The sequence below is a fragment of the Nitrospirota bacterium genome (genome assembly GCA_016219645.1).
Taxonomy (GTDB): Bacteria; Nitrospirota; Nitrospiria; order Nitrospirales; family Nitrospiraceae; genus Palsa-1315.
Map to the genome: position 1 here is coordinate 405,173 of JACRLR010000016.1, position 23,629 is coordinate 428,801.

The window sequence follows — 23,629 nt, forward strand, 5'->3', positions numbered from 1 at the left end:
GAATGGCCCATTCCTATACGCCGGGATTAACCGTCACAGAACAGGCCCTGGTACGGCGACGTCGGATGTTGTCGTTGCCTGGCACGGTGTTGGTCGCAGCCGGAGAGACTGTGCGTGCGAATCAGGCGGTGGCTCGCGCAGAATTGCCCGGGAAGGTCTACCCCTTGAATCTTGCCAATCAGTTGGGTGTGGCGCCGGATGAGATTCAGGAATACCTGATCAAAAAGGCAGGCGATAGGGTGCAGAAGGATGAGATTCTGGCCGAGAACAAGCCGCTTGTGAAGTGGTTCAAGACGGAAGTCCGCTCGCCGATCACGGGTATTGTGGAGTCCGTGTCTACCGTCACGGGGCAGGTGCTGTTGCGGGACCCGCCGCGTGTGCTGGAATTGCTGGGCTACGTCGATGGGACCATTGTTGAGGTGATTCCGCAGCAGGGGGTTGTGGTAGAGACTGATTGCAGTCTGGTGCAGGGCATTTTCGGTATCGGTGGTGAAACCAGAGGTGAGATCGTCATCGCAGTGGCGTCGCCGGAGGAAGTGCTCTCGCCTGGCCATTTCACTCCGGAGATGAAGGGGAAGGTTGTTGTGGGAGGCTCCTTCATCTCGTCGGACGCGCTGGCTCGCGCGAAGGAGGTTGGGGTAGCCGGTGTAGTGATCGGCGGGATCCATGATAAAGATTTGCGGGCGCTGCTGGGCTACGATCTTGGCGTGGCGATCACCGGCACGGAACAGGTCGGCTTTACCCTGATCCTCACTGAAGGGTTCGGCCCCATCCCCATGGCCCGCAAGACCTTTACACTCCTCTCCGCCCACGCAGGGCAACCGGCTTCGATTTCAGGCGCCACTCAGATTCGAGCCGGCGTCATCCGACCGGAGATCATCATTCCAAAAGGAAGCCCATCGGGTGATCACGCGGTGGCAACCGATCTACAGCGGGAAGGCATCAGGATCGGAGACCAAGTCCGCATCATCCGAGATCCACTGTTCGGAAAGATCGGCGAAGTCGCGAGTCTGCCGTCCGATCTGCAGAAGATTCCAACCGAGAGCGAGGTGCGCGTCATGGAAGTCCGATTTGCCGACGGCAGCAGAACCATGATACCGCGCGCGAACATTGAATTGATCGAAGGAACCTAATGTTCGTGAAACGTGAAACGTTAAACGTGAAACGTCGCGGATGGCGATTTCCGGCGGCAGCATTAGCATTGCTCGTCGTGGTTCTTCTGAGTCAGTCATGGTTGCCGGTGTTTGCTCAAACTGACGAGACGAACAAGACCCTCGCTCCCCCGCAAGATGTTCGAGTGTTCGATACTCCGAGCGATGGAGGCGGCAGCCTGACCCTGCTCTGGTTGCCCGCTCCCGACGAGAGCGCGGCAACCAAGTATCAGGTCTTACTGAGCGAGGGAGCCGCAGTGCCGGATCCTGCCGCGATGACAGTTGTGGCGGAGTTTCCAGCGAATCAACGCTATGTCCGTGAATCCAGGTGGCCCTGGTGGACGAGACCTGCAGCGGGAGATCAACACCAGTTCACCCTCAGAAGTGGCAAGGGGATCGAGCTGAAGGACGGGACCTTCTACCTCATCACGGTGGCGAGGGTCTCTGGCGACGATCGCGCGATCGCCACGCCTGTTCAAGCGACGCCCCAACCGAATTGGATGAACTGGAATCAGATGAATAATCTGGTGTTGGCCCTTCTGTTCGGAGGCATCGTGTTCTACGCAATAGGGATAGCAAGAAAGCGGGAGATCTTTCTCCGGCGCATTCCCGGTCTTGCTGCGGTGGATGAGGCCATCGGCCGCGCAACGGAGTTGGGTAAACCGATCCTGTACCTCACCGGCGCCCATGACATGCATGATCCTTCGACCATTGCCGCCGCGATCATTCTGGGGCGCGTGGCCAAACGCGCTGCCGCCTATGAGACCGATCTCCTTGTGCCGCACCGCGATCCGATTACCATGGCCGTCTGTCAGGAAATTACGAAACAGGCCTATCTGGAAGCAGGCAAGCCTGACCTGTACAAGGACGATTCGAATTTCTTCATTACGTCGGATCAATTCAGCTATACCGCAGCGGTGGACGGCATCATGCTGCGCAAAAAACCTGCGGCGAATTTCTTCATGGGATCGTACTTTGCCGAGGCTTTGTTGTTGACGGAAACTGGCGCGAGCACCGGCGCAATCCAAATCGCGGGGACGGACTCCGATCACCAGCTTCCATTCTTCGTCACCACCTGCGATTACACCTTAATTGGAGAGGAACTCTACGCTGCCAGCGCCTACCTCTCCAGAGAACCGGTTCAGGTCGGCACGTTGCGCGGACAGGACATCGGCAAGGCCCTCATCCTCGGCGTCCTCGGTATCGGGACCGTCCTGGCGACCCTCGGGGTCATATTCGATGCACAGTGGCCGCAACTATTCCTCGACCTGTTCAAGGACGTGAAATGATCTTTCTCCGCCGACAGCTTCCGCTCCTGGTCACGCTCATCACCGGGCTCGTGTTTGCCGCGCAATATTATGTGCCGCATCCGGCCTCAGAGCAGATGCTGACCTCCGCCACCAAATGGCTCCAGATCATCGGCGGGTTTGCGCTGGTGCTGGGCGTAAGCAGCCTGTTCCACGTGCATGCCGTCAAGATCCGGCGCAAAGAAGCGGGGTGGGGCTATAGTTTCGTCCTCTATGTGAGCATGCTGGGCACCATTGCGGTCGGTCTGTGGTCGAATGGCAAGGAAGCCGTCGACGGCGCTATGACGGCCTTCGGATGGGTCTATAACTTCATGATGGTCCCGCTCCAGGGGACCATGTTTGCCATCCTCGCCTTGTTCATCGCCTCGGCAGCCTATCGGTCGTTTCGCGCGCGGAGCCGCGAGGCGTCGGTCCTGCTCATTGCCGCAGTGATCGTCATGACCGGTCGCGTCCCGCTCGGAGAATACCTCATCCCTGTCAGCGGCGACCTGTCGCAGTGGATCTTGAATGTGCTGAACGCGTCGGTGCGGCGCGCGATCCTGATCGGCGTCAGCCTCGGCACAGTGGCGCTCTCCATCAAGATTATCTTTGGCCTGGAACGGTCGTATCTTGGGGGAGGCAAGGAATAGCGTAAGGGGTGAGGCGTGAGGAGTAAGGGGTTGGAGAGAAGCGTAGCATCTGATGATCGATCGCCTTACGTTTCACGCCTGACGCCTCACGAGGTGTCGTGGTTATGACTTTCGCTGAACGAATGTTGCGCATTGATAGGCGGATCATCTTCCTGGTGATCGGCCTCTGTACGCTCTTGCCGCTGCTCTATCCGGTCGGGTTGCCGATCAAAATTTCCAACGAAGTACGCGGGGTCTACGACCATATCGAATCACTTCCCGAAGGGTCGGTGTTCCTGCTCTCGTTGGATTTCGATCCTGCGTCGAAGCCAGAGCTCCAGCCTCAAGCGATTTCACTGCTGCGTCACGCCTTCAAGAAGAATCTGCGCGTGGTTGCGTTGACGCTCTGGGTTTCCGGCACAGGCCTGGCCGACCAGATCATCACACAGGTTGCCCGCGAGATGGGCAAGGAAAGCGGGAAGGATTATGTATTCCTCGGCTGGAGTCCCGGCGGGACTGCCGTCATCATCAATATGGGGCAGGATCTCTATGGCGCCTTCCCGTCCGACTACAACGGCAAGCCGACGAAGGGACTGCCGGTGCTCCAACACGTCGCAAATCTACGCGATGTGAACTATGCCGTCAGCCTGGGCGCCGGCAATCCCGGTGTGGAAGCCTGGTATGTGTTCGGCAAGGACAAGTATAAGTTCGAAATGGGCGGCGGCTGCACCGGTGTGATGGCGCCGGGGCTCTATCCTCTGTTGCGCAGCGGCCAGATCAACGGCCTCATCGGTGGTTTGCGCGGGGCGGCAGAATACGAAACGTTGATCGATCAGAAGGGACGAGCCATTGCCGGGATGGATGCGCAATCGGCCACCCATCTCGCCATCATCGTGCTCGTGATCATCTGCAACATCTTCTACTTTTCTCTGCGGAAGCAGGGCAAGCAACAGGGGGAGGTGGCCTGATGAGTCCCTTGTGCTCGCGCAACGCGCGCCCTCGGAAGGACCTCGTTGGACGCGCGCAGTGAGGAACTCATGAGGCCACCAGTTGAGTCGGGGAGGCAGATGTTGAGTTCAGAGTGTAAAGGATAATCGAGTGGCGATTGAAATCATCATCGGGGCCTGGGTGGCGGTCGGTTTTACCCTCTTTATTTTCACGTTTCTGTATCAGGACAACCCGCTGTTCAAACTGGCCGAGAATCTCTACGTCGGCGTGTCGGTTGGGTACACGATCGTCAAGACCTACGACACGGTGATCGTGCAGCTCATCTGGAAGCCGATCGTCGAAAACGGGGAGTGGGCGCTGTTAGTTCCGGTCGCCATCGGCCTGCTCATGCTCACCCGTTATGTTCCGAAAGCAGCCTGGCTCTCGCGATACGCGTTTGCCTTCATTGTCGGTGTCGGGTCAGGGCTTGCCATCCCACGGACCATCTCCTCCTTTATCTTGAAGCAGATCGAGGACACGGTTCGCCCGTTGCTGACGATGGTGCAGGGAGAAGGCGTCACCTTTACCTGGAGCCTGTTGAATCCCACCAGCAGTCTGAACACTATCATTATTTTGGTTGGGGTCTGTTCGGTATTGTTCTACTTCTTTTTCTCCGTCGAGCACACGGGGCCGGGCAAGGTTGTGGCCCGGACAGGTATCCTCTTCTTGATGATCGCATTCGGTGCAGCCTTCGGTTACACCGTCATGGCCCGCATGTCGCTCTTGATCGGGCGATTGACTGATCTCATTGAGTTCTCCGATCCTTCCTATGGGCGGCCCAGCCTTTGGCTCCTGGGCGTGACCATCATCCTGCTGGTCGTGATGAGCAGACGGCCTAGCAGTTCTCCGCCTGAAGAGAAATAGGTTTATTTAGTTTGTTTCGTTTGTTTGGTTGAACGAAATAAACCAAATAGACCAAACAAACCAAATGAACCAGCTCATTGGTTGCAGCTTCTTCCGACGCTCGACTACAATGGCCCCATGACGACCGGCACAGCCAAAGACCCGACACAGTACCCGGCTCTTCGAAACCTCCAGTATTCCCCGATCAAGGAAGGCGAAGAGCAGTATATGGTGCTCTGGGATCCGACCGGGCTGAGCAAGGACAAGCTGGTCATGCCACTCAATTACTTTTTCATCATTCAGCATTTCGACGGCGAGCATTCGCTGGCCCAAATTGGAGCGCTTTATCTCAAACGATTCGGTGAATTTCTCGCTCCCGGCAGGATGGAGCAGCTGGTCTCCGATCTGAATGAAAAATTATTTTTGGAGGGTCAGCGTGCTGAAGATGCTCGCAGGATGGCGAGGGAAGTCTATCGGCAGAGCCCGCTGCGTCGCGCTGCCTTTGCCGGGCGGAGCTACGAAGCAGATGGCGTGAAACTGAAGAAACAGATTGACGGGTTTTTTACGTCGAAAGAAGGACCGGACTTCAAGCCATCGGTACATGCGGGGAAAAAGATCAAGGGTCTCGTGGCTCCAACCTATGATTTGAAGCAGGCAGGGCCGATCTATGCCTGGGCCTATAAAGAGTTGCAAGATGCTGAGCAGCCGGATCTCTTCGTCATCATCGGCACGGCCTCTGCCGGATTGGACCATGTGTTTGCCGTGACGGATAAGGATTTCGAGACGCCTCTCGGGGTCGTGTCCGCCGACCAACCGATTCTGAGCCAGCTCAAGGCCAAACTCCCGGCCTTCTTTGAAGACGATCTCTGCCACCAAGCTGAGCAGGCGATAGAGTTCCAGCTCCCGTTTCTTCAGGATATTGTGGGAACCAAGAAACTCTTTACCATCGTGCCGATCTTGAGTTCATTTTCTGCGGCGAGCCTGGGGGATCCGACCGTTCGTCACTCGGTCGACCAATTCTTGACCGGGCTTCGTGAGATCCTCATACAATCGGGCCGGGCCTATTGCGTGATCGCGGCGGGAGAGCTAGCCCATTTGGGCATGCGCTACGGAGACAAGGCGCCTCCGACGGACTTCTCCTTTCATCGCTGTATGCAGTTCGACCTGGAAATGTTGAAGCCGGTGGAGGAGCGCCAGCCGGAAGAATTCGCCAATTACATCAGAAAAGAACAGGACCAGCGCCGGATCTCCGGCTTCTCCCCCATCTATTCCTTGCTGCGGTTGATCGAGGCGGAAAGCGGGCAGGTCTTACGCTATGACCGCGGGATCACGGATCAGTATAATTCGACGGTGACGTACGCCAGCATGGCGTTCTATTGATAAGAGCGTATAGCTGATGGCACGAGATACGCGGCCCTTCCCTCGCTGCGGCCTTGCTGGATAGTCTGTTTGAGCAGCCGGCGGGAATGTATACCTATTGTGTCACACGTGTGGTCTATCGCAGTCAATACAACGAGCTGAGTTGACAGGCTTCGTGGGTGCCAATAGAGTCAGTTCTGTCAATGCTCCCCACTGTGGAAAGAAGGATAGGTTATGAGGCACGTATCCGCTCACTATGACGGAGAGAAGGTGATCCTGGATGAGCCTGTGTTGCTTTCAGCCAATACGCAGGTTGAGGTGGTCATTCCAGATTCGAAGGAGGAACTCACGACGTTGAGGACCGACGTGTTCCTTGCTTCTTTACCCAGTCTCACGCGTATGTGGGACAATCCGCGCGATGCCGAGTATGACAAGCTATGAACGGGGAGTGTCGTCCTGGCGACTTTGCCGTTCTCGGATCTGACGGGGATGAAAAAACGGCCGGCTGTTGTCGTGAGTGCGCCTCATCCTTCGGTCGATCTCTTTCTCCTGCCGCTGACTTCTCAGCTTGAAAATCTGCAACCAGGTGAATTCGCCTTAGTTGAGTGGAAAGGAGCCGGACTGCTGTTTCCGAGTGTCGTCAAGCGTGGATTGTTTACGCTTGACAAAACATACATCAGCCGGCGATTTGGTCGCCTTGCCGTTGTCGATCAGGGGAAACTCGACAGCGCATTGCGGTTCTGGCTGCGTCTGTAGACCACAAAGAACAGGACCAGCGCCGGATCTCCGGATTTTCCCCCATCTATTCCTTGCTGCGGTTGATCGAGGCGGAGAGCGAGGTAGCTGGGATAATCCCCTTGCTCGCGGAACCCCCACGATGAAACTGTGGTCGTTCGACGCGCGCAGTTGGGATTATCCCAGCCACCCCTTGCAAGCGATAGGTCGGTTCAGCCTTGCTGGATAATCAGTTTGAGTAGCCTGCCGGAATATTTCTCGAAATCCATCCAACTTCGTTCTCGGTTTGCCACAATTCTCACCGTACCCCTACGGTGTAGGTAGGGGCGTGAGAGATAATCCTGCTGCATGGGTTCGCAGAACACGTCGGTTCGTTGAAAACGTTTTGTCAAAAGCGGGACGATTGATACGATTGCCAGACACTTGCGGGGAATCGTAGGGGCATCTAGCGAATTATGGGAAGTGCTAGTGATCCGAACAAATTACACGCATGACCTCAATAGCCATGCCGGTCCCAAATCTATTCTGTGGGAGAAGAGAAAGTGCTGGTAAGTGTTAAATCTCCGAAAGTCTACCTGGGAGGGTATACATGTCAAAGGCTAATGAGTCTTTCGCCGAACGAATGAAAAAGCATCAGATCGCCTGGGCTAGCAAGAACGGATTCAACCATCTGTTAGAGCCACGACAAGACTCGCAGCCATCATGGGTCTTAAAGAAAGAACACAAGACCAGAAATCTACAGAACCCCACCTGGTGGAAGCACATTCCCGAAGGCCATGAACATCTATGGGCGAGAGCACTGAACTCCAGTCAATGTTTCGGCCTGAACCTCTTTGGGGCACTGGCAGAGAACACCATTTTGGCAAAACGAGTCCTGGAAACGCTACTTCCGAATCGGGCACTTGAGAAGGACGATGTGGTGACCGTTCGATTCGAGCACACACCTCAAGGTGCACCGGAATGGCTAGGCGAGAAGGAGCAGCCGACACAGGTGGATGTATTCTTCACAGTCACACGTGGGGAAAAGCCAATTGGGTATCTTCTCGTGGAAGTAAAATTCACGGAACACGAGTTTGGCTCCTGTCGGGGAGCAGTTCCACAAAAACCTGGAAACAATGGCAACGTGGATTCATCGCGCTGTCTCAACCTTCAAGCCGTACTCAAAAGTCCCAAAACCATGTGCTGGATGGCTGAAGCGGACAATGGACGACACTATTGGGACTTTATGCTTTCTGCTGCCACTCCCTTCACGTTCACTTCAACGATGGCCTGCCCATTCCGGCAAAGCCTGTACCAGTTGATGAGAAACCAAGTGCTGGCGATAGCCTTGGTCCAACACACATCCGCTGACTGGGCCGAATTTGGGGTGTGTCTTCATCCTGGGAACACAGAGGTTCGTCAACTCTCTGATGCTGTGTCTGGACACACAGATGCAGTGAAAGCTTTTAATGCGATTCTTCCCCATAATATGAAAGTCATCAATGTTCTTCCAGACGACATCGTCAAACTTGCTAGAGAAAGTGACCCGGCTTTGTCAGAATGGGCGGATTGGATGCGCTCTCGCTATGATCTTCATTTGTGACTCAAGATCATCTCAATCTGAATAGGTGTCAGCAAGGTGCGTGGATGATGCTGGCCCACCCATTGAATGGCTTCTCTCCCAGAGATTCTCATGACCTTCATAGCCAGAAAGATTGCAAAAAGTGCGGTGCGCCCGATTCCGGCCGAGCAGTGAATCAATGCACTCTGAGAAGCATTGGCGTACTCAATCGTTTTCGTGATGGCTACATCTAATGGCTTGTGCGAAGGAATCCCGTAGTTTGGAATCGGCAAGTGGATCACTTCGAAACCCTGGGTCGAGTAAAACTCGGGAAGATTACGTTGTGTTTGTTCGAGATATTCTTCATCTTCCACAAGCACAACCACGATGGAAATATCCTGCCTTTTCAATTCAGGAAATAACTCACCATCCTGGTCGTAGATGCCAAAAGGCATGGGGCTCCCGAAGACACGTCCGGGGAGGCCCAACGGAAATTCTGTGAAGGTCATCAGGAATCACGCTCCAACTATCTGACGTGGACGGGAGAGTAGCATGGCCAGATCGCGTCCTTCAAACAAGGGTGAGATGTTGCGAACCCAAATCTTTGCCCTTCTCAACAAGAACAAGGCGTCTTCTGATGCGGCATTGAAAGCTCTTACGCAGTGCCAGGCGCACGTCAGAAACCGGATCGTTATCGAGGGAATCGGAAAGGAATGTGGAGTCACGTTGTCTGGCTTTCGTGCGGGCGAGCATCTGGAGTTGTGCTACGACATAAAACGGGGTCGTCATGATGTTGGATGCATTTCCAAAGGATGGGATGAACCAGGCTTTCGAGTCGGTGACATAGTCGAAGTGCCAAAATGGAAAAACACTGACATGAAGGAGCACCTGTATGCCCTTCTCACATTCTGCGCCACGCGTGGCGTGGCTGTAACCATTGAAGGTACAGAACACTCTATCGAATTACACTTGGATTCCGTGATTTACTCAGAAGGGTTGAACAAGCAGGTATTTGAGCAGATTCTTCACTATCTGCAAGAGTGCGTCGAGAAAGCGCACGAACTAATCGCGTAATTCGATATACGGAGGATCGCTACTGTATGTCTGAAACCATTCTAAAAGATGTCGGCAAGATTATTGACGAAGCGCTTGGTCTAAGGAGTTGTGGGATTGGCAAGGAACCGCATTACAAGCATAAGGCGACTTGCCAGAAATTGTCTGAATTCCCACCGCCCACTTTCGATGCGACAGCTCTCATTGGAAAGATTTACGCTCAAGTCATATGCAATTGGAAGAAAGGGGTCAATTACGAGCCATCAACAGAAAACTGGCGCTTCGAATCGCGAACGAATATTGATGCGAGGAACGATGACCCCGAAATTAAACTCGAAAGAGCCATTGTCAGTACACAAACCCAGCTTCCTATGAATTGGGCCAATCAGACGCCTACATCATCGGGTTTTGTAGGCCCACGAGCGGATAAGCACCGCAATATTGATCTGATTCATCGAGGTGAGGATGGTGCTTATGAATTCATTGAGCTTAAGGTAGGCAGCGATACTCCTCTTTATGCTGCGATGGAGATATTGCAAAATGCTGTCCTCTATATTTTCACTCGTGAGAATGAGCAGAAAATTGAAGGGGGATCAGATGAGCAAAAGCCTTTACGCGGAGTAACGGTCATCCATTTAAAAGTGTTGGCTCCATGCAGTTATTACGAAGGCTATAACCTCGCTTGGCTTGAAGTGAATATTTGCAACGGGCTCAAGGCCTTCTTGGTGGGGCGAACGTCTAAGCTCCAAATGGATTTTAGATTTGACGCTTTCCCTCCTTGGTTTACCTCTGGTCACGCCAAGGCGATATGCAAGGATTTAAGTAAGGAGCAAGCCGATTCGATCCGAATGGCTGTAGACAATCGAAGCCCCGTATATTCGAGATGACATGTGCGATTCTTTTATTTTCCCCCTTGATGGCGGGCTAGATCCACTGCGCGTGACTTTCCATTTCCTCGTTTCATTTTCAAGGGTAGCCTGGTCGATCCTCTATTGCGCGCGTCGAACGAGCACATTCTGATCGTGCGCGTTCCGCGAGCAGGAGGACGGCCAGGCTACCCTTCCCGTCTTTCTGAGGCCGCCCGTTGCGCGAGCACAGAAGATCATCAGGCTCCATTCCCTCCTCTGTTTCGGGAGCACAGGAGCAACGTGGGTATCCTTCCCATCCTTTTTCATCGTGCACATTCCGTGAGCAGGGGGACGACCAGGCAGCCCATCCCTATTCCTTTACCGTCATCTTCACCGTGATCGGGTCGAGGGGATTATCGCGGCCGTCGCAAAGCGCGGCGACGATCTTGTCCACCACCTCCATGCCTCGAAAGACTTCGCCAAAGACTGTCTAGGTTCGGACCAGTCCGCTGTTGTCCGCGACACAGATGTAGAACTGCGAGCCGTTATCGTTGGGGTCTCGCGTGCTGTTGCTCTCCCGTGGCATCTTGGCCATGGCGACAGCGCCGCGTTTATGCGGACGATCGTTGGTCTCGGGATTCAGCCAATAACCGGGACTGCCGGACCCGTGCAGAGAGCGGTCAGGATTCTTGCTCAGTGGGTCGCCCCCTTGAATGATGGATCCTGGAACGACACGGTGAAAAGTGGGCAGCCTATTCATGCTGTACATTTTCGAGGCACGGGGGTTGACTAGGCTTCACGGCGCGCTTTTGTTAAGCTACTGAGCTCAGTATGTCCTCTCAAGAATGTGCAGGCTATGGCGTCAGGCGGTCGATTGCATCCGCGTAGATCACGGGAATTCCCTTGGGGTCATTCGCATTCGCCACTACGACCCCGCGGATGCGGAGATATTCGTTTTCAAGAACCAGCTTCGTCGCATTCGGTTTACACGTGCCGGCCGAGCCGATTTGAATGGTACCCGACTCGTCTTGCAGCGTAAACGTTTGCGCATCGTAGGCTGGGCTGCCTCCGCAGCGGTTCACTCCGCGATGGATCGGAATGGCGCTGATGTCCTTCGCAGTCCCTTCTATGATTACTACTTTGGCCTGATAGTCGGAGGGATGCTCTAAAATCTTGCTGATGGAAAGGCGATCGCCGGCCAAGGCGGCAGGGATCAGTCCAAGAGAAATAGATAGGCATAAGACGTTGTTCAAGATATGACGCATCGCGGTGTCCTCCTCTCAGTCCCCTACTTCCTTCTCAAGGGTAATCTAGTTGTTCCCCGAGTGCGCGTATTGAAGCGACCCGTGTGATTTTACACCCTCCCAGAGGAGGCAGGCAAAGTCTTCTTCGCTGCGCGCATCGAGCGACCACCGCTTTATTATTTTTCTCCCTTGAGGGCGGGCTAGATGGTCTCCCACTGCGCGTGTCCAACGGATGCTGGTTTATCTGGTCTATCTCGTCTATCTGGTTTGTCTGGTTGATCGGACTGGAAATTCATCCAGAAGAACCAGACAGACCAGAAAGACTAGCCAACCAGCCAGACGAGCCCAAGCGCGTTGCACGAGCACACTCTATATTGTTCCATCCAAGCTGGCTCGTACCCTTCTCCAATGGAGTCGCACCCGCGCTGATCCTATTGCGGCCGTCGAGCGAGGCCCTTCTGAGGGCGCGCGCTCCGGGAGCAGGGGATCAGTGCGGGTGTGACTCCACGCTTACTCCTTCACCGTCATCGTCATGGTAATCGGCTCCAGGGGATTGTCGGCTTCGTCACGGGCGGCGGCGACGATCTTGTCCACCACTTCCATGCCTCGAAAGACTTCGCCGAAGACGGTATAGGTTCGATCCAGTCCACTGTTGTCCGCGACACAGATATAGAACTGCGAGCCGTTATCGTTGGGGTCTCGCGTGCTGTTGCTCTCCCGTGGCACCTTGGCCATGGCGACAGCGCCGCGTTTATGCGGACGATCGTTGGTCTCGGGATTCAGCCAGTAGCCGGGACTGCCGGACCCGTGCAGAGAGCGGTCGGGATTCTTGCTCAGTGGGTCGCCCCCTTGAATGATGAATCCTGGAACGACCCGGTGAAAGGTGGTGCCATTATAGAACCCCATTTTGACTAGATTGATGAAGTTTTCGATGTGACGAGGAGCGTCGTCCGGATAGAAGCGAATCTTGATCTCGCCGAACTTCGTTGTGATGGTGACGCGCGGATCGATCTTTTGAAATTGCATCGTCATGCGACCAAACTAGCAAGGACAACGATCAAGAGGCAATGGGGAACGTAAGGGGTGAGGGGTAAGGCGTGAGGGGTCGATCGAGATTCGCCTAACGCCTTACGTTTCACGCCTCACGATGAAGCCCTTTCCCTGGGTCGATTTTGAACCAGATGAGCCCGCCCACGATTGCGACAGCTGCGGCAACACCCAACGAGACAGGCCAGCCCCACTGATTGGCCAGCCATGGAGTGAGAGTCGGCGAAATCGCTCCTCCAATGTTGGCACCGGTGTTCATGAGCCCCGACAAGGTTCCTGTGTGGGCTTTGGATAGATCGGTCGTCGAGGCCCAGTAGGCGCCGACTGCAAAATACAGCCAGCCTGCGCCAAGTGACAGACTTGCGATTGCCAGAAAGGGAGCATCGACGAGGGCGCCCAATGCAATCGCGCAACCGGCCAGGACCATGCCGGTCATACCGGTCACAGTTCGTCCAGTGGTGAGACCATAGCGGGCTGCCAGTCGATCGGTCACCCAGCCGCCAAGTGGACAAAAGACCAACATGGCCAGAAAGGGGAGGGAGGCATAGATTCCGCCGCGAAGCACATCGAATTCTCGAACGTTCACGAGATACAAGTAGAACCAGGACAGATAGACGTAGGCGACATAACCGAGGCAACTGTAGCTCAGCACCAGCCACCAGACGGTGGGGGTTCGTGTGAATGTTCGCCAGGGTACGGCGGCAGTGGAGGTGAGCGGCGCTCGCGTGAGCAGGGCCTGTTCACCGACATTCACCCAGGGATGTTCGTGCGGATGGTTGCGTGAGAGGAGCCACCAGAGGAGTCCCATCACGATGCCGATGAGGCTTGCGAAATAGAACACGGTCTGCCATCCCCAGTTCACCATCACCCATGCGGCGATCGGAGGGGTCATGGCAGAACCCAATCCGATCCCACCGATCGCAATCCCGATGCCGAGGCCTCGCGCGTCTGCCGGAAACCAGTTGGTCACGGCGCGATTGAAGGCTGGCAATGCCACGGCCTCTCCCACTCCTAGACTGAATCGCACGAGCATCAGCGCACCGACAATCCCAAAGAGGCTTGCGAGGGAAGACACGGCTGCAACGGCCGTGAAGGCGGTACAGACAGACCACCAGATGAGCGCGACGGTGAGCACCACCCGCACTCCCCAGCGATCGGCCAGCCATCCACCGGGAATCTGAAACAGGGCATAGCCAATGACGAAGGCCGAGAAGACCCAGCCCATCTGTTGATCGGTCATCCCAAAGGCCGGCATCATCTGCCGCGCGGTCACGGAAATATTGACGCGATCGATATAGGTCACGACGCTGATGAGAAACAGCAAGGCAAGGATGAGCCAGCGGATCCGTGAGGGGCGGGTCGTGAGTGTGGTCACAAGGTTGAGTCGTGCAATCTGTTCATCGGGATGCCGGTGCCGGATTATACAGAGTCCACGCGCAGGTCACTAGATAAGAGAGGGAGGCCTGATCGGTCTCCTGTGCTCGCAGAGGGCGCACGATCAGAATGTGCTCCCTCGATGCGCGCAGAGGGAGACCGATTCAGGCCTCCCTCTGGGGAAATAAACGAGCGCTTGGTGGGGCCATTGGGGAGTGATGCGACTCGTCTTGCATAATATAGAGGTTGATCTTGATCTGGTTTGAGTCAAAGCCAGGCGACACAGCACTCGCCTGGGGACAGACAAAGGGAGTAAAATTGTTGTTCCCCATTCTTGATGCACTTCCTATGTAAGCGTAGAGTCCTAATCTGCACGGATCGCATTGATAGGGGCTAGAAGGACTATGACGAAAGAATGTGCATACTGTGGGAATGGGGGGCCTTTTACTGCCGATCACGTTTGGCCGAACTGTTTCCTAGATCGGTTTGGCCGACATGCTGCGCACTTCTCTGTGCGTGGCGAGCAGGTACATGGGGCGGATTATGTTGTCAAAGATGTCTGCGAAACCTGTAACTCTGAAAGGCTCAGCCCACTCGATTCCTACTTCTGTCGCCTGTACGACGAGTATTTTGTTCATCTTCATGATTTCAACTCGACGGTAGCGCTTCATTATGACTTCAATCTGTTGTCGCGTAGCCTTCTGAAAATCGCGTATAACTCAGCCCGTCAAGGAGTGTCTGATGCAGGACCTCTGGCAGTGCTTCGAGGGTTCATTGCTGGACGCGATTCTTGCCCTATGCAGTTGGCCGTCTTCGCCGAGCTTGTATCGCCGACAATGGTTCCGCAGCCTGATGGAAGCATTTGTAAGGTCATGCCGAACATGTATCGATCTATCCTTGGTCAGTTTCTCGGCCCTGGCGGTGATCGCATTATGCTCCGTGTGGTGGCGGTTAACTCGTACTACTTCCATCTCATTGTGCCTTTAAAGAAGCTGCCTCCGGTAGATTTCGATTCCGCGGTAAATCAGTTCGCCAATCAACTCAAGGGTGTTGTGCGACTCTCTCCAGGTCTTGAGAAAGTGACAATCCCCACGTCACCCCAGGACGGTATTCGAAACATCATCCCTCAGCTTAGGGCGTACCGAGAGCAGTACCGAAAGTTCTTCGCGAAGAAAAGTCGTCTCAATAATCAAGGAGAAAAAAAGATGTTAGGAGATAGTTCGTCCTGGTCGGAATAAAAGAGTCGGCAATCTTTTTTGGAAAGGGATGAGAAAAAGGTGTCAGGAGTAATTTCGGTCTGAACAGCTTCCGCAGTCAGCTTCAGCCATCAGTGTCTCTCTTCATAGCGCGCATTCTTGACGTGCTTGTTTCACGAGCGTAGGGTTTCGCTCTGTTCGGACTGGAGGAAGAGGTCATGAATGGCGTCGGCATTTTCCCATGTCATTGTTGCTGTGGCGATGGGTCGGGCCTTTCGGAACAAGGAGCTGCGATGGCGCGAGTTGGGTTTGGGTGCCTTCTGTTCGGTTCTGCCGGATCTGGATGTGGTCGGGTTTCCTTTGGGCATTCAGTACGGTGATATGTGGGGCCACCGTGGGCTGACCCACTCAGTATTGTTTGCGGCGCTGCTGGCCGGGATTCTTGTGGCTCTGTGGTGTCGGGGCAAACCGGCGATAGCAATGACGGGATTATTTCTGTATTTCTTTCTCTGTACTGCGTCACATGGTGTGCTTGATGCGATGACGGATGGAGGGTTGGGCGTGGCGTTTTTCTCTCCATTCGATACGACGAGGTACTTCCTCGCGGTCCGACCGGTCCTTGTGTCTCCCATCGGGATCAGCGAATTCTTCAGCGAGTATGGGGCCCGTGTTCTGGCCAACGAAGCAGTTTGGATTTGGCTCCCATCTCTCGCGCTGTTCGTGCTGCTTCGTGCAATCCAGCATGTCCGAGGAGCAAAGAGTCCATAGTATAGGATCCGATCTTGGTCATGTTCGACGTCATCCTCTATCAGCCTGAAATTCCTCCGAACACCGGCAACATCATACGGCTCTGTGCCAATACTGGCGCAAGGCTGCATCTCGTCAAACCCCTGGGCTTTTCACTGGAGGATAAGCAATTGCTCCGGGCAGGATTGGATTATCACGAATTCGCGACGATGACGGTTCACGAGAGCTGGGCCGATTGCCTCGCAGCTTTCAACGATCGTCGTCTGTTTGCGGTCTCCACCAAAGGCACTCAACGGTATGACTTGGTTGACTATGCTGCCGGCGATGTTTTTGTATTTGGTCCGGAAAGTCGTGGGTTGCCGTCTGAGATCTTACAGAGTGTTGCTGAACAGCAGCGTATCCGAGTCCCCATGGTTCCAGGAAACCGCAGCCTCAACCTTTCCAACGCAGTATCGGTGGTCCTCTATGAAGCCTGGCGGCAGGTCGGATTCGGGATGCGCCGGTAAGTATAGAAAGGTTCGAAAACTAGAAATGCTAGACAAGATGCCTGGCTCGCCACACACTGGTGCAGGGCAACGCATGACTGGTATGGGTAAGGGCTACGCTGGAAGAGCATCGTGATTCGGGGGGTATCGATGAAGAACGAGCGCTGGTGCTACGTGGTTGCAACGGTATCGGGAGTACTTGGATGGGTTGTCATCGCGTGGGTATCGGGCCGTCGGGAGGCGTGGGATTCAGAGTGGTATTTTCAGGCAGGGATTCCTGCTCAGTGCCTCGTATCGGCTGTCTTAGGGTATCTTGCCCCTGTTCGTCCGTGGCGGTGGGGAGCGGTCCCGTTGGGAGCGCAATCTGTGTGGATGCTGGCATCTCAGGGCGTAGGAAATCTATTCCCACTCGGATTGATCATGAGCGCCGTGCTCGCAGTGCCTCCCATTCTTGCTGCCCGGTTTGGCGCATTCCTTGGCCGGAAGGCGGTATGAGGCGAAGTAACTCCACCTGGTTCCTCCCGTTGTCGAATCCTGCCATCAGTAAAGGTTGTCGCCGTGTGTCGCTCATAGATCGCCCTCTTTCAGACAGCGCCCGAATCCCTGTTGCTCGGCAAAGTAATAAGCATAATGCAGGGCTGCCAGATTCGCGACTCGTTCTTCCGCCTCTTCCCGATTATCCGTGTAGACGATCGTGAGCCCATATCGCGCCGTCAGTGCATCCAGGAAATCCGTCATGCCGTTCTTGTGGTATTGATTGAGGCGCCCTCCGGCTTTGCGGTGCTGGAGCGTCCCCTCAATGACAAGAAAGCGGGAGGGAAAGGCCAGGAGTTGTTCAAGTTCATGAAGAAAGGGCAAGCGATTGTCGGAGGGATTCGAATAGATCGTGGAAAGCACCTCCACGCCAATACATTTGATGCAGAGGAGTTCGGGTGTTTCGGCAATGGCATAGCTGCCGGCTGAGAGAGGCTCTCGAATGACTCCGGCGATGCGGACGAACCCGTGGAAGTCGTAGGGGAAATGCTCTCGAGGATCGACGTAGAGATGAATGGCCGGCACCATGGTTGTCGGCTGACCCTGCCGGGAGAGCATAATGAGCGATTGGGGGCCGCGAGGGTCCTGGGGGGATCGTGGCCTCTGTTGAGGACGTGACGTTGTGGAGGAGTAGGATTCAGAAGATGGGCCTGTTGCAGGGGATGGGCGGGGCGGCGGCCCGTGGGAGGCCGATGACTGTATCTTGGCATCGTAGCTGGTGCGTGCGACCGGGTCGCTGAGGGTTTGATAGGCCTGGTTGATTAGTTGTGTCCTGGCTTCCGCCTTGCGGTGCAATGTCGGCGCATGATTGAAGCGATCCGGATGCCAGACCTGAATCTGCTCATGCCAGGCTTTTTTGATGTCAGCATCCGTTGCGGTGGGCAAGAGTTCGAGAAGCGTATAATAGTTGGTCGTTCGTTCTTCCCGCACCGGCCTCTCCTGTGTCAGCTCACGAAGTGTAGCGGAGTAGAAGAGGGAGTTCTAGCAGGGTGCTAAAATGATGTGCCCGCGCCACGGTTATGGTGTGTGGCTATCCGGCGTGACCACGGAGTGTCCCGAACCTGTTAGAATCCCAGCTCCTTTTCAAGATCGGCCTGACCCTTCTTAAACTGTTTCTTCTCCTGCTCGTCCTTTTTCTTCTCAAGATTTTGCAGCGCCTCTTGCCGTTTTTTCAGGACCTCGTTTTCCTTCTTGCGGGCCGACTCTTCTTTTTCCTCGGCAAGCGAGACCGCTTGCGCGGTCCTGATGGCGTCATCGGGCACCGTCATCCAGTTGAGGCGATAGCCGGGTCGTTTGAGCGCCTGCTCCTGATAGAGCACGACGTAACGAGTGGGATAGCTCCGTTGCCCGATCTGCCGCTCTTCCAACACATAGACGGTTGGTGAGCCGAAGAGATTCGGCTCGTATGAATCCAGATACGTTCTGCTGCCTTGCCTGGCTCCGACTGAGGCAATCTTCTGCATGAACTCCGTATAGGCCTGAAGATTCGAAGGATCCGGAGGCTGGGCACTTTCTACTGCCTTCCCTTCCGCCTCCCGCGCAAGGTTCATGGCCTCATCCTCGTCCTGCAACTGATAGCGGTACTTGTCCTTGAACTCTTGTAACGGAAATGGCCCCTTCTTGGCCTTGCTCTTGAAGAATTGGGCTGGGTCGCTTTTCCCGCTCTTGGACACATAGGACAGACGACCGACGGCTGCATCACTCAAATCAAATAAATAGATACTGTCAGGTGCCACGGGCATCGAGTATTTCCCCGCGTCTACCGGAGCCTGTGGCGTCCGTCCTACGCTCATCGGCATAACTCGCTGTTTCAGCAAGACGAGAGTATTGCCCTTTCCGTGCGAAAGCATATTCGAAGCAGCATTCCTGACATCTGGAACCGGGTCATTGGTTAGCGGTGCAAGCACTTCCACATCGCTGTCTTGCGGACCGATCATGCCGATGGCATCCGCGGCGGCGATACGCAACTCAACCTCGTCGCTCTTAAACATCCGCACAATGCGAGGCATGTGGGCTCGATCGGCCGTGGCGCCTAGCGTCCGCAAGTCCTCCTTCAGGATTTCGACCGCGCTCTTCCTCACCTTTTCGCAATCCGCCTCATGAATAGGTTTGCGTAGGCAGCTTTCGATATATTTCTTCACGGGCTCCTTGATAGGGTAAGACTCTTGAGTCGCCCCTGTCGATGTGAACGGAAGAAAGACAGCGACCCAAAGCACCCAGAAGATTGTCCCGGCAACGAAGAGTTGAACCGGCTTAATCGATCGTTTCCCTGAACGGCCTGGTTGTTTCATCGATCGTCGCATGCTATTTCCCCAGTTCATTGCCGACTCCATCCGTATCTGACGCCGCGCTACCAATACTCTCTTTCTCCCCCTTAATGGATCTGTCGATCCTATCCATGCTTCCGCTCAATTGCGGGCAATTCCCCTTGATTTTGGTCACCTCGTCAATGGTCGCCTGATTTCTTGGCAGCTTGCCCTGTAGCCAGTGCTTCCAAATCTCATTGCCGATGCTCTTGCAATCTTGAGCCGACCAGCTGTCGGGCGGAATCCACACCATGACCCCCCACAAGCACATGCCGCACGTAATCAGACGCGAAGTTGTCATAAGCCCCCCTATCTCCTTCCGGCGCGATGCAGTATAACCCCGCCTATGAATTCAAGCAGGGTCCGCTTCATCCCGTTTGTTCTTTGTACGGCCGCCGTAGCCGTCTACTACACGGCTTTCAACGGTGACTTCCACTACGATGATGCCGCATCAATTCTTGAGAATCCTCATCTCGACGGTTGGCAGACCTTCCTGGGCCATCTCGATCATATGGTCCGGCTGGTGTTGTATACCACATTCCTGTTTGATCGCTCACTCTATGGAGCTGCCCCTGCCGGCTACCATCTGCTCAATCTCCTGTTGCACCTGGGCTCCGGACTCCTGGTCTATCTCATTGTCACCAGGGCCGTTACAGAAGAAACCAGGCATGTGCCTGTTTGGACTGCACTGGTGTTTCTCGTTCATCCCATCGCGACGGAAACGGTGACGTACATCTCCGGGCGGGCGTCAGGTCTGATGGCGTTCTTATATCTTTTCGCCCTGTTTTTGTACCTCAAGGCTGACGAGCACTCAGAAAACGTCACACGTCGCCGGCTCTACCTGTCAGGCGCGGTCGCCTCATTCGTACTGGCAATCGGCTCCAAGGAAACAGCCGTCACGCTGCCCGTCATCCTCCTGCTCTGGGATATGGTGATCCGCAAGCTGAAGGGCCCCTCTCTCCGCACCGGTATCCTCACCCGCCATCTACCATTTTGGATCGTCCTGCTTCTTGCGGCGGGCTGGGCCTGGAGCCATCCCCGCTACCAGGCGCTCGCCCAATTCAGCCTGGATCTCCGTCCCCTGTGGGACCATCTGTTGAGCGAGTTGCACGCCATGGCTTATGCGGTGACTCTGCTCTTCACCCCGTGGAACCAGAACTTCGATCACGATCTCCCTGTCTTCCACTCACTGACTCAATGGCCCCTTCCGCGTGATCTCTTGTTGCTCTCAGTGACGGTCGCTGCATGCCTGTTTTCGTGGCGGCGCTTTCCCCAGGTGGCCTTCGGCCTGGCCTGGTTTTTTATTCAGCTCCTCCCGATCAGCTTGATTCCACGTAACGATCTATTGAGCGAGCGCAATCTGTATCTGCCTGCGATCGGACTCTTGCTGGCGATTGTCGCGCTCGGGTCGTATGTCATCCAGCGGCTCATGACAATCATCCGGCGACCCGGTCTTGCTCCGTCCGCTTGGGCTGCGGTGGCGACTGTCGTGGTCGTTACGCTCTGTTTTTTCACTGTTCAGCGGAACCAGCTCTATCACGACCGGCTGCTGCTCTGGTCCGATGCGGCCGCAAAATCCCCCAATAAAGCCAGACCGCACAATAATCTCGGCTATGCCTATGCGCTTCGAGACGACTGGGATCGGGCCATTGAAGAATTCCGCGCAGCGGCCAGGCTCGATCCCGATTTCATCCTTGCCCAACAAAACCTCCGCGATGCTTATCTTCACCGCGTCGGACGGCGATAGGGACCGGCTCCCGCGTAGCCGGTCCCTCTCCTTCTGACGGGGACAGTCGCCGGTCGGAAGGGCGACTGTCCCCTTGCTTCAACTGTTCGTTCCTTGCAATACCTCATGGCCGTACCGGAGTAGCTTGCTGGCCTGCTCCCATTGGTCCATGAGATTCAATCCCACCAGCAGCAAGCGATGGCCGTCTTTGAACATGCTGGCGATCAAGCAGCGACCCGCTTTGCTCGTGTAGCCGGTTTTGACGCCGTTCACATCAGAGTCGACCAGGAGTTCGTTCGTGCTATGCAGCGACAGCTTCCTCTTTCCATCGACTGTCGAGATGTCGCGGACCAGTGTCCTGACCATCATGGAAAAGAACGGCTGTTGCAGCGCCCGATCGGTTAACGTTGCGAGATCCGCTGCCGTCGAATAGTGCTCCGGCGCATCGAAACCGCAGGGATTGACAAAGTGCGTGTCCTGCAATCCCAGTGCGCTGGCTCGTTCATTCATCATCGCGACGAACCGCGTGTCGTCGCCTCCGATGTGCCAGGCGACTGCCTCGCAGGCGTCGTTTGCGCTGGCCACCAGCATGGCCGTCAGCAGATCGCGCAGGATGAACTCCTCCCCGGGCCGGAAGTTGTAGACCGAATGATGGACGATCGAACGCGGGTGGATCTTCACCACCTCTTGAAGCGGCGCAGATTCCAAGGCAATCAGCGCCGTCATGATTTTTGTGAGGCTGGCAGGAGGGAGCCGGCGTGACGCGTCTTTTTCCAGCAGCACGCGGCCGGACTTCAATTCAATGAGATACAGTGCCGAAGCTTTGATCGACGGTTTAGCCGGTGTTTCCTGGGCGCGGACGTCGACGCTGCACAGCATCACCGTCACGGCCATGCCGACGAGAAGCGATCTCCCGCACCCGGTTCGGCCCATGTAATCGCCTAGTTTCCAAATAATTTTTTCAACATGCCGCCGGCTTTCTCTATATCGGACTTATCGTCGGCGGGCGGTTCCGTTTCCTGGACCGGTGGAGTCTCTTGCGGTGTCACGATCTGGGGCTTCGTGCCAGATTTTCGCGTACTGGGGGGAGGCATCCCGCTCATGTCAGGCCTGCCCATGGGCTGCCCCATTCCAGGGCGGCCCATCGCGCCGCTCATCATTCCCGCCATGTCGAATTTCATGAACCCTTCCGGGATCTCGAACAGCGCGGGGTCCTGCCTGCCGATCGTCACGTTCTTGAGTTCCGTCAGCATCCGCTTCTTCTCATTCCCTTCCTTGTAGAGGAGATCCTGCTTGACGTTGATTCCCTCTCTTGTCCGCCAGGAGAAACCGCCGTATTTTTTGCCGTCCGTGCTGGTCGCGATGGTCTTGTACTTCGTTACCCTGACGCCGTTTAACATTTCTTCCCCCATCACCGTGTCTTCATACGTCCATTGCGAGGCATCACTGCCCTGTCCCTGAACTTTTTGCCCCATTGCATATTCCATATACATGTTTTCCGACGGCATGAGCATCCACATGATCTTGGTGTCATATCGGAAAATCTGAACAGCGCCGTCGCCGGTTCCCGTCAACATTTCTTTGCGCTCCTTAGTCGGTGTCGCATAGACACGTTGCTGGATCGTACCTTCCTCATTTTGAATCGTCGCATCGGCGGAATATTCCGCCTGGGGCCTGCTGAGTTGAGCCGCCCAAGCCGGTATCGCACTGAACACAGTGGCGAGCGCAATCAATGCGCACAGACGTCGAAACATGACAGGCTCCTTCCTGAGATGTGTAGCAAGCTGGTGGTGGTTTGTGTGACTCCCATCCGGGTGCAGCTCCGAGCTTGTGTGGGACAGAACGTGGAACCGGGGTGAAAGATATCCCTTGCTCAAAAAGAAGTAAAGTGGGACGGAGAGACGAGGCTGGTGGATACGCGGGGGTGTTTAGAGTAGACTGGCTTCCCGACAAACATATCTGTTCACCTTGCCATGCTGCGAGGTGCGATGTCGTGAATCGCCGGCGCGTGCCATTTAAGAGGAGACATGGAATGAACGATCAAGAAACAAAAAAGGCGGTAGGGATTCTCAACCGCATTATGGAGCATGAGTTAGCAGGAGTCGTGCGCTACATGCATTACTCGCTGATGGTCTATGGGTATAACCGAATTCCAATCGTATCATGGCTGAAGAGTAATGCGGATGAGAGCCTGGCCCATGCACATAAAGCTGGAGAACTGGTCACCTTATTGGGTGGCCATCCGTCGCTGAAAATCGGCACGTTGCTGGAAACGGAGAAGCACGACGTGGGGGATATTTTACGCGAAAGTTTGGAGCACGAGAAAGTTGCTGTCGCTGCATATTATGAGCTGCTGAAACTCTCCGAAGGAAAGTCCGTCCTTCTGGAAGAGTATGCGCGAGAAATGATCGTCGGTGAAGAACTGCATCTGGACGAAGTGAATAAGATGTTGCGTAAATCAGGTGATGTGCAGCCGTTTCGTTCTTAGTGATTCCCGGGCATTTCATGAGCCTCTGACCCGACCGTAAAAGGATATACC

Annotated in this window: 27 protein-coding genes; 17 read left to right on the top strand and 10 right to left on the bottom strand. The window is 55.1% G+C overall.

All coding sequences use genetic code 11. From position 1 onward, the window contains the following. Positions 1-2 precede the first annotated feature (2 nt). The 9 genes from HZB34_06295 to HZB34_06335 all read left to right on the top strand — a co-directional run bounded on the left by HZB34_06295 (position 3) and on the right by HZB34_06335 (position 8,572). Positions 3-1,133: a hypothetical protein gene (locus HZB34_06295; protein ID MBI5315563.1), complete on the top strand. Its 1,131-nt coding sequence runs from the start codon at positions 3-5 to the stop codon at positions 1,131-1,133. A gap of 68 nt (positions 1,134-1,201) precedes the next feature. Next, positions 1,202-2,440: a hypothetical protein gene (locus HZB34_06300; GenBank protein ID MBI5315564.1), complete on the top strand. Its 1,239-nt coding sequence runs from the start codon at positions 1,202-1,204 to the stop codon at positions 2,438-2,440. After that, positions 2,437-3,087 carry a hypothetical protein gene (locus HZB34_06305; GenBank protein MBI5315565.1) on the top strand — a complete coding sequence of 217 codons (651 nt, stop codon included), beginning with the start codon at positions 2,437-2,439 and terminating at the stop codon, positions 3,085-3,087. The genes HZB34_06300 and HZB34_06305 overlap by 4 nt, the downstream gene beginning before the upstream one ends. A 104-nt stretch (positions 3,088-3,191) precedes the next feature. Next, positions 3,192-4,034, top strand: coding sequence for a hypothetical protein (locus HZB34_06310; protein ID MBI5315566.1), 843 nt, complete (start codon positions 3,192-3,194; stop codon positions 4,032-4,034). Positions 4,035-4,164: 130 nt separating this feature from the next. After that, positions 4,165-4,917: a hypothetical protein gene (locus HZB34_06315; protein ID MBI5315567.1), complete on the top strand. Its 753-nt coding sequence runs from the start codon at positions 4,165-4,167 to the stop codon at positions 4,915-4,917. Positions 4,918-4,998: 81 nt separating this feature from the next. Continuing rightward, positions 4,999-6,276: an AmmeMemoRadiSam system protein B gene (gene amrB, locus HZB34_06320; protein MBI5315568.1), complete on the top strand. Its 1,278-nt coding sequence runs from the start codon at positions 4,999-5,001 to the stop codon at positions 6,274-6,276. 213 nt (positions 6,277-6,489) lie between these two features. After that, on the top strand, positions 6,490-6,696 hold the full coding sequence (locus HZB34_06325) for a hypothetical protein (GenBank protein MBI5315569.1): 207 nt from the start codon (positions 6,490-6,492) through the stop codon (positions 6,694-6,696). Between the two features lie 15 nt (positions 6,697-6,711). Further along, complete coding sequence (locus tag HZB34_06330) at positions 6,712-7,011, top strand: MazF family transcriptional regulator (protein ID MBI5315570.1); 300 nt, start codon at positions 6,712-6,714, stop codon at positions 7,009-7,011. Positions 7,012-7,579: 568 nt separating this feature from the next. Further along, positions 7,580-8,572, top strand: a complete 993-nt coding sequence (locus HZB34_06335) for a hypothetical protein (protein ID MBI5315571.1) — start codon at positions 7,580-7,582, stop codon at positions 8,570-8,572. Here HZB34_06335 and HZB34_06340 read toward each other — a convergent pair. Next, the gene (locus tag HZB34_06340; protein ID MBI5315572.1) at positions 8,563-8,985 is read right to left on the bottom strand and encodes a dual specificity protein phosphatase family protein; all 423 of its coding nucleotides are present in this window, start codon (positions 8,983-8,985) and stop codon (positions 8,563-8,565) included. The genes HZB34_06335 and HZB34_06340 overlap by 10 nt on opposite strands. 97 nt (positions 8,986-9,082) lie before the next feature. Between HZB34_06340 and HZB34_06345 the strand changes: the two genes are divergently transcribed. Together HZB34_06345 and HZB34_06350 are read left to right on the top strand one after the other, a co-directional pair. Next, entirely contained in the window at positions 9,083-9,604 is a 522-nt protein-coding gene (locus HZB34_06345; protein MBI5315573.1) for a hypothetical protein, read from the top strand. A 26-nt stretch (positions 9,605-9,630) separates the two neighbouring features. Next, positions 9,631-10,470 (top strand): hypothetical protein, encoded by an 840-nt coding sequence (locus tag HZB34_06350; protein MBI5315574.1) that lies wholly within the window; start codon positions 9,631-9,633, stop codon positions 10,468-10,470. A 451-nt stretch (positions 10,471-10,921) separates the two neighbouring features. Here HZB34_06350 and HZB34_06355 read toward each other — a convergent pair whose 3' ends face one another. The 4 genes from HZB34_06355 to HZB34_06370 form a co-directional block, all read right to left on the bottom strand. Further along, positions 10,922-11,191 carry a peptidylprolyl isomerase gene (locus HZB34_06355; GenBank protein ID MBI5315575.1) on the bottom strand — a complete coding sequence of 90 codons (270 nt, stop codon included), beginning with the start codon at positions 11,189-11,191 and terminating at the stop codon, positions 10,922-10,924. 94 nt (positions 11,192-11,285) lie between these two features. Beyond that, the gene (locus HZB34_06360; GenBank protein MBI5315576.1) at positions 11,286-11,696 is read right to left on the bottom strand and encodes an OB-fold nucleic acid binding domain-containing protein; all 411 of its coding nucleotides are present in this window, start codon (positions 11,694-11,696) and stop codon (positions 11,286-11,288) included. A gap of 489 nt (positions 11,697-12,185) precedes the next feature. Further along, positions 12,186-12,707: a peptidylprolyl isomerase gene (locus tag HZB34_06365; protein ID MBI5315577.1), complete on the bottom strand. Its 522-nt coding sequence runs from the start codon at positions 12,705-12,707 to the stop codon at positions 12,186-12,188. A 103-nt stretch (positions 12,708-12,810) separates the two neighbouring features. Next, positions 12,811-14,097, bottom strand: a complete 1,287-nt coding sequence (locus tag HZB34_06370) for an MFS transporter (GenBank protein ID MBI5315578.1) — start codon at positions 14,095-14,097, stop codon at positions 12,811-12,813. An 880-nt stretch (positions 14,098-14,977) separates the two neighbouring features. Between HZB34_06370 and HZB34_06375 the strand changes: the two genes are divergently transcribed. From HZB34_06375 to HZB34_06390, 4 genes are all read left to right on the top strand, one after another. After that, positions 14,978-15,334, top strand: coding sequence for a hypothetical protein (locus tag HZB34_06375; protein ID MBI5315579.1), 357 nt, complete (start codon positions 14,978-14,980; stop codon positions 15,332-15,334). A gap of 180 nt (positions 15,335-15,514) precedes the next feature. Beyond that, on the top strand, positions 15,515-16,060 hold the full coding sequence (locus HZB34_06380; protein ID MBI5315580.1) for a metal-dependent hydrolase: 546 nt from the start codon (positions 15,515-15,517) through the stop codon (positions 16,058-16,060). A 20-nt stretch (positions 16,061-16,080) separates the two neighbouring features. Beyond that, positions 16,081-16,545, top strand: coding sequence for a tRNA (uridine(34)/cytosine(34)/5-carboxymethylaminomethyluridine(34)-2'-O)-methyltransferase TrmL (trmL, locus tag HZB34_06385; GenBank protein MBI5315581.1), 465 nt, complete (start codon positions 16,081-16,083; stop codon positions 16,543-16,545). Between the two features lie 129 nt (positions 16,546-16,674). Beyond that, a complete protein-coding gene (locus HZB34_06390; protein MBI5315582.1) occupies positions 16,675-17,019 on the top strand; it encodes a hypothetical protein in 345 nt (114 codons plus the stop codon). Positions 17,020-17,091: 72 nt separating this feature from the next. On the opposite strand, the gene HZB34_06395 is transcribed toward HZB34_06390, so the two are convergent. The 3 genes from HZB34_06395 to HZB34_06405 all read right to left on the bottom strand — a co-directional run bounded on the left by HZB34_06395 (position 17,092) and on the right by HZB34_06405 (position 19,665). Then, positions 17,092-17,988: a DnaJ domain-containing protein gene (locus tag HZB34_06395; protein ID MBI5315583.1), complete on the bottom strand. Its 897-nt coding sequence runs from the start codon at positions 17,986-17,988 to the stop codon at positions 17,092-17,094. 134 nt (positions 17,989-18,122) lie between these two features. Beyond that, entirely contained in the window at positions 18,123-19,361 is a 1,239-nt protein-coding gene (locus HZB34_06400) for a HEAT repeat domain-containing protein (protein MBI5315584.1), read from the bottom strand. Between the two features lies 1 nt (position 19,362). Then, a complete protein-coding gene (locus tag HZB34_06405) occupies positions 19,363-19,665 on the bottom strand; it encodes a hypothetical protein (protein ID MBI5315585.1) in 303 nt (100 codons plus the stop codon). A 45-nt stretch (positions 19,666-19,710) separates the two neighbouring features. Here HZB34_06405 and HZB34_06410 point away from each other — a divergent pair, with 45 nt between their 5' ends. Next, positions 19,711-21,111 carry a tetratricopeptide repeat protein gene (locus tag HZB34_06410; GenBank protein ID MBI5315586.1) on the top strand — a complete coding sequence of 467 codons (1,401 nt, stop codon included), beginning with the start codon at positions 19,711-19,713 and terminating at the stop codon, positions 21,109-21,111. 78 nt (positions 21,112-21,189) lie between these two features. Here HZB34_06410 and HZB34_06415 read toward each other — a convergent pair whose 3' ends face one another. Further along, positions 21,190-22,023 (bottom strand): D-alanyl-D-alanine carboxypeptidase, encoded by an 834-nt coding sequence (locus tag HZB34_06415; GenBank protein MBI5315587.1) that lies wholly within the window; start codon positions 22,021-22,023, stop codon positions 21,190-21,192. Positions 22,024-22,031: 8 nt separating this feature from the next. Continuing rightward, positions 22,032-22,844: a hypothetical protein gene (locus tag HZB34_06420; protein MBI5315588.1), complete on the bottom strand. Its 813-nt coding sequence runs from the start codon at positions 22,842-22,844 to the stop codon at positions 22,032-22,034. Between the two features lie 278 nt (positions 22,845-23,122). On the opposite strand from HZB34_06420, the gene HZB34_06425 reads away from it, so the two are divergent. Next, on the top strand, positions 23,123-23,578 hold the full coding sequence (locus HZB34_06425; GenBank protein MBI5315589.1) for a bacterioferritin: 456 nt from the start codon (positions 23,123-23,125) through the stop codon (positions 23,576-23,578). Positions 23,579-23,629 lie beyond the last annotated feature (51 nt).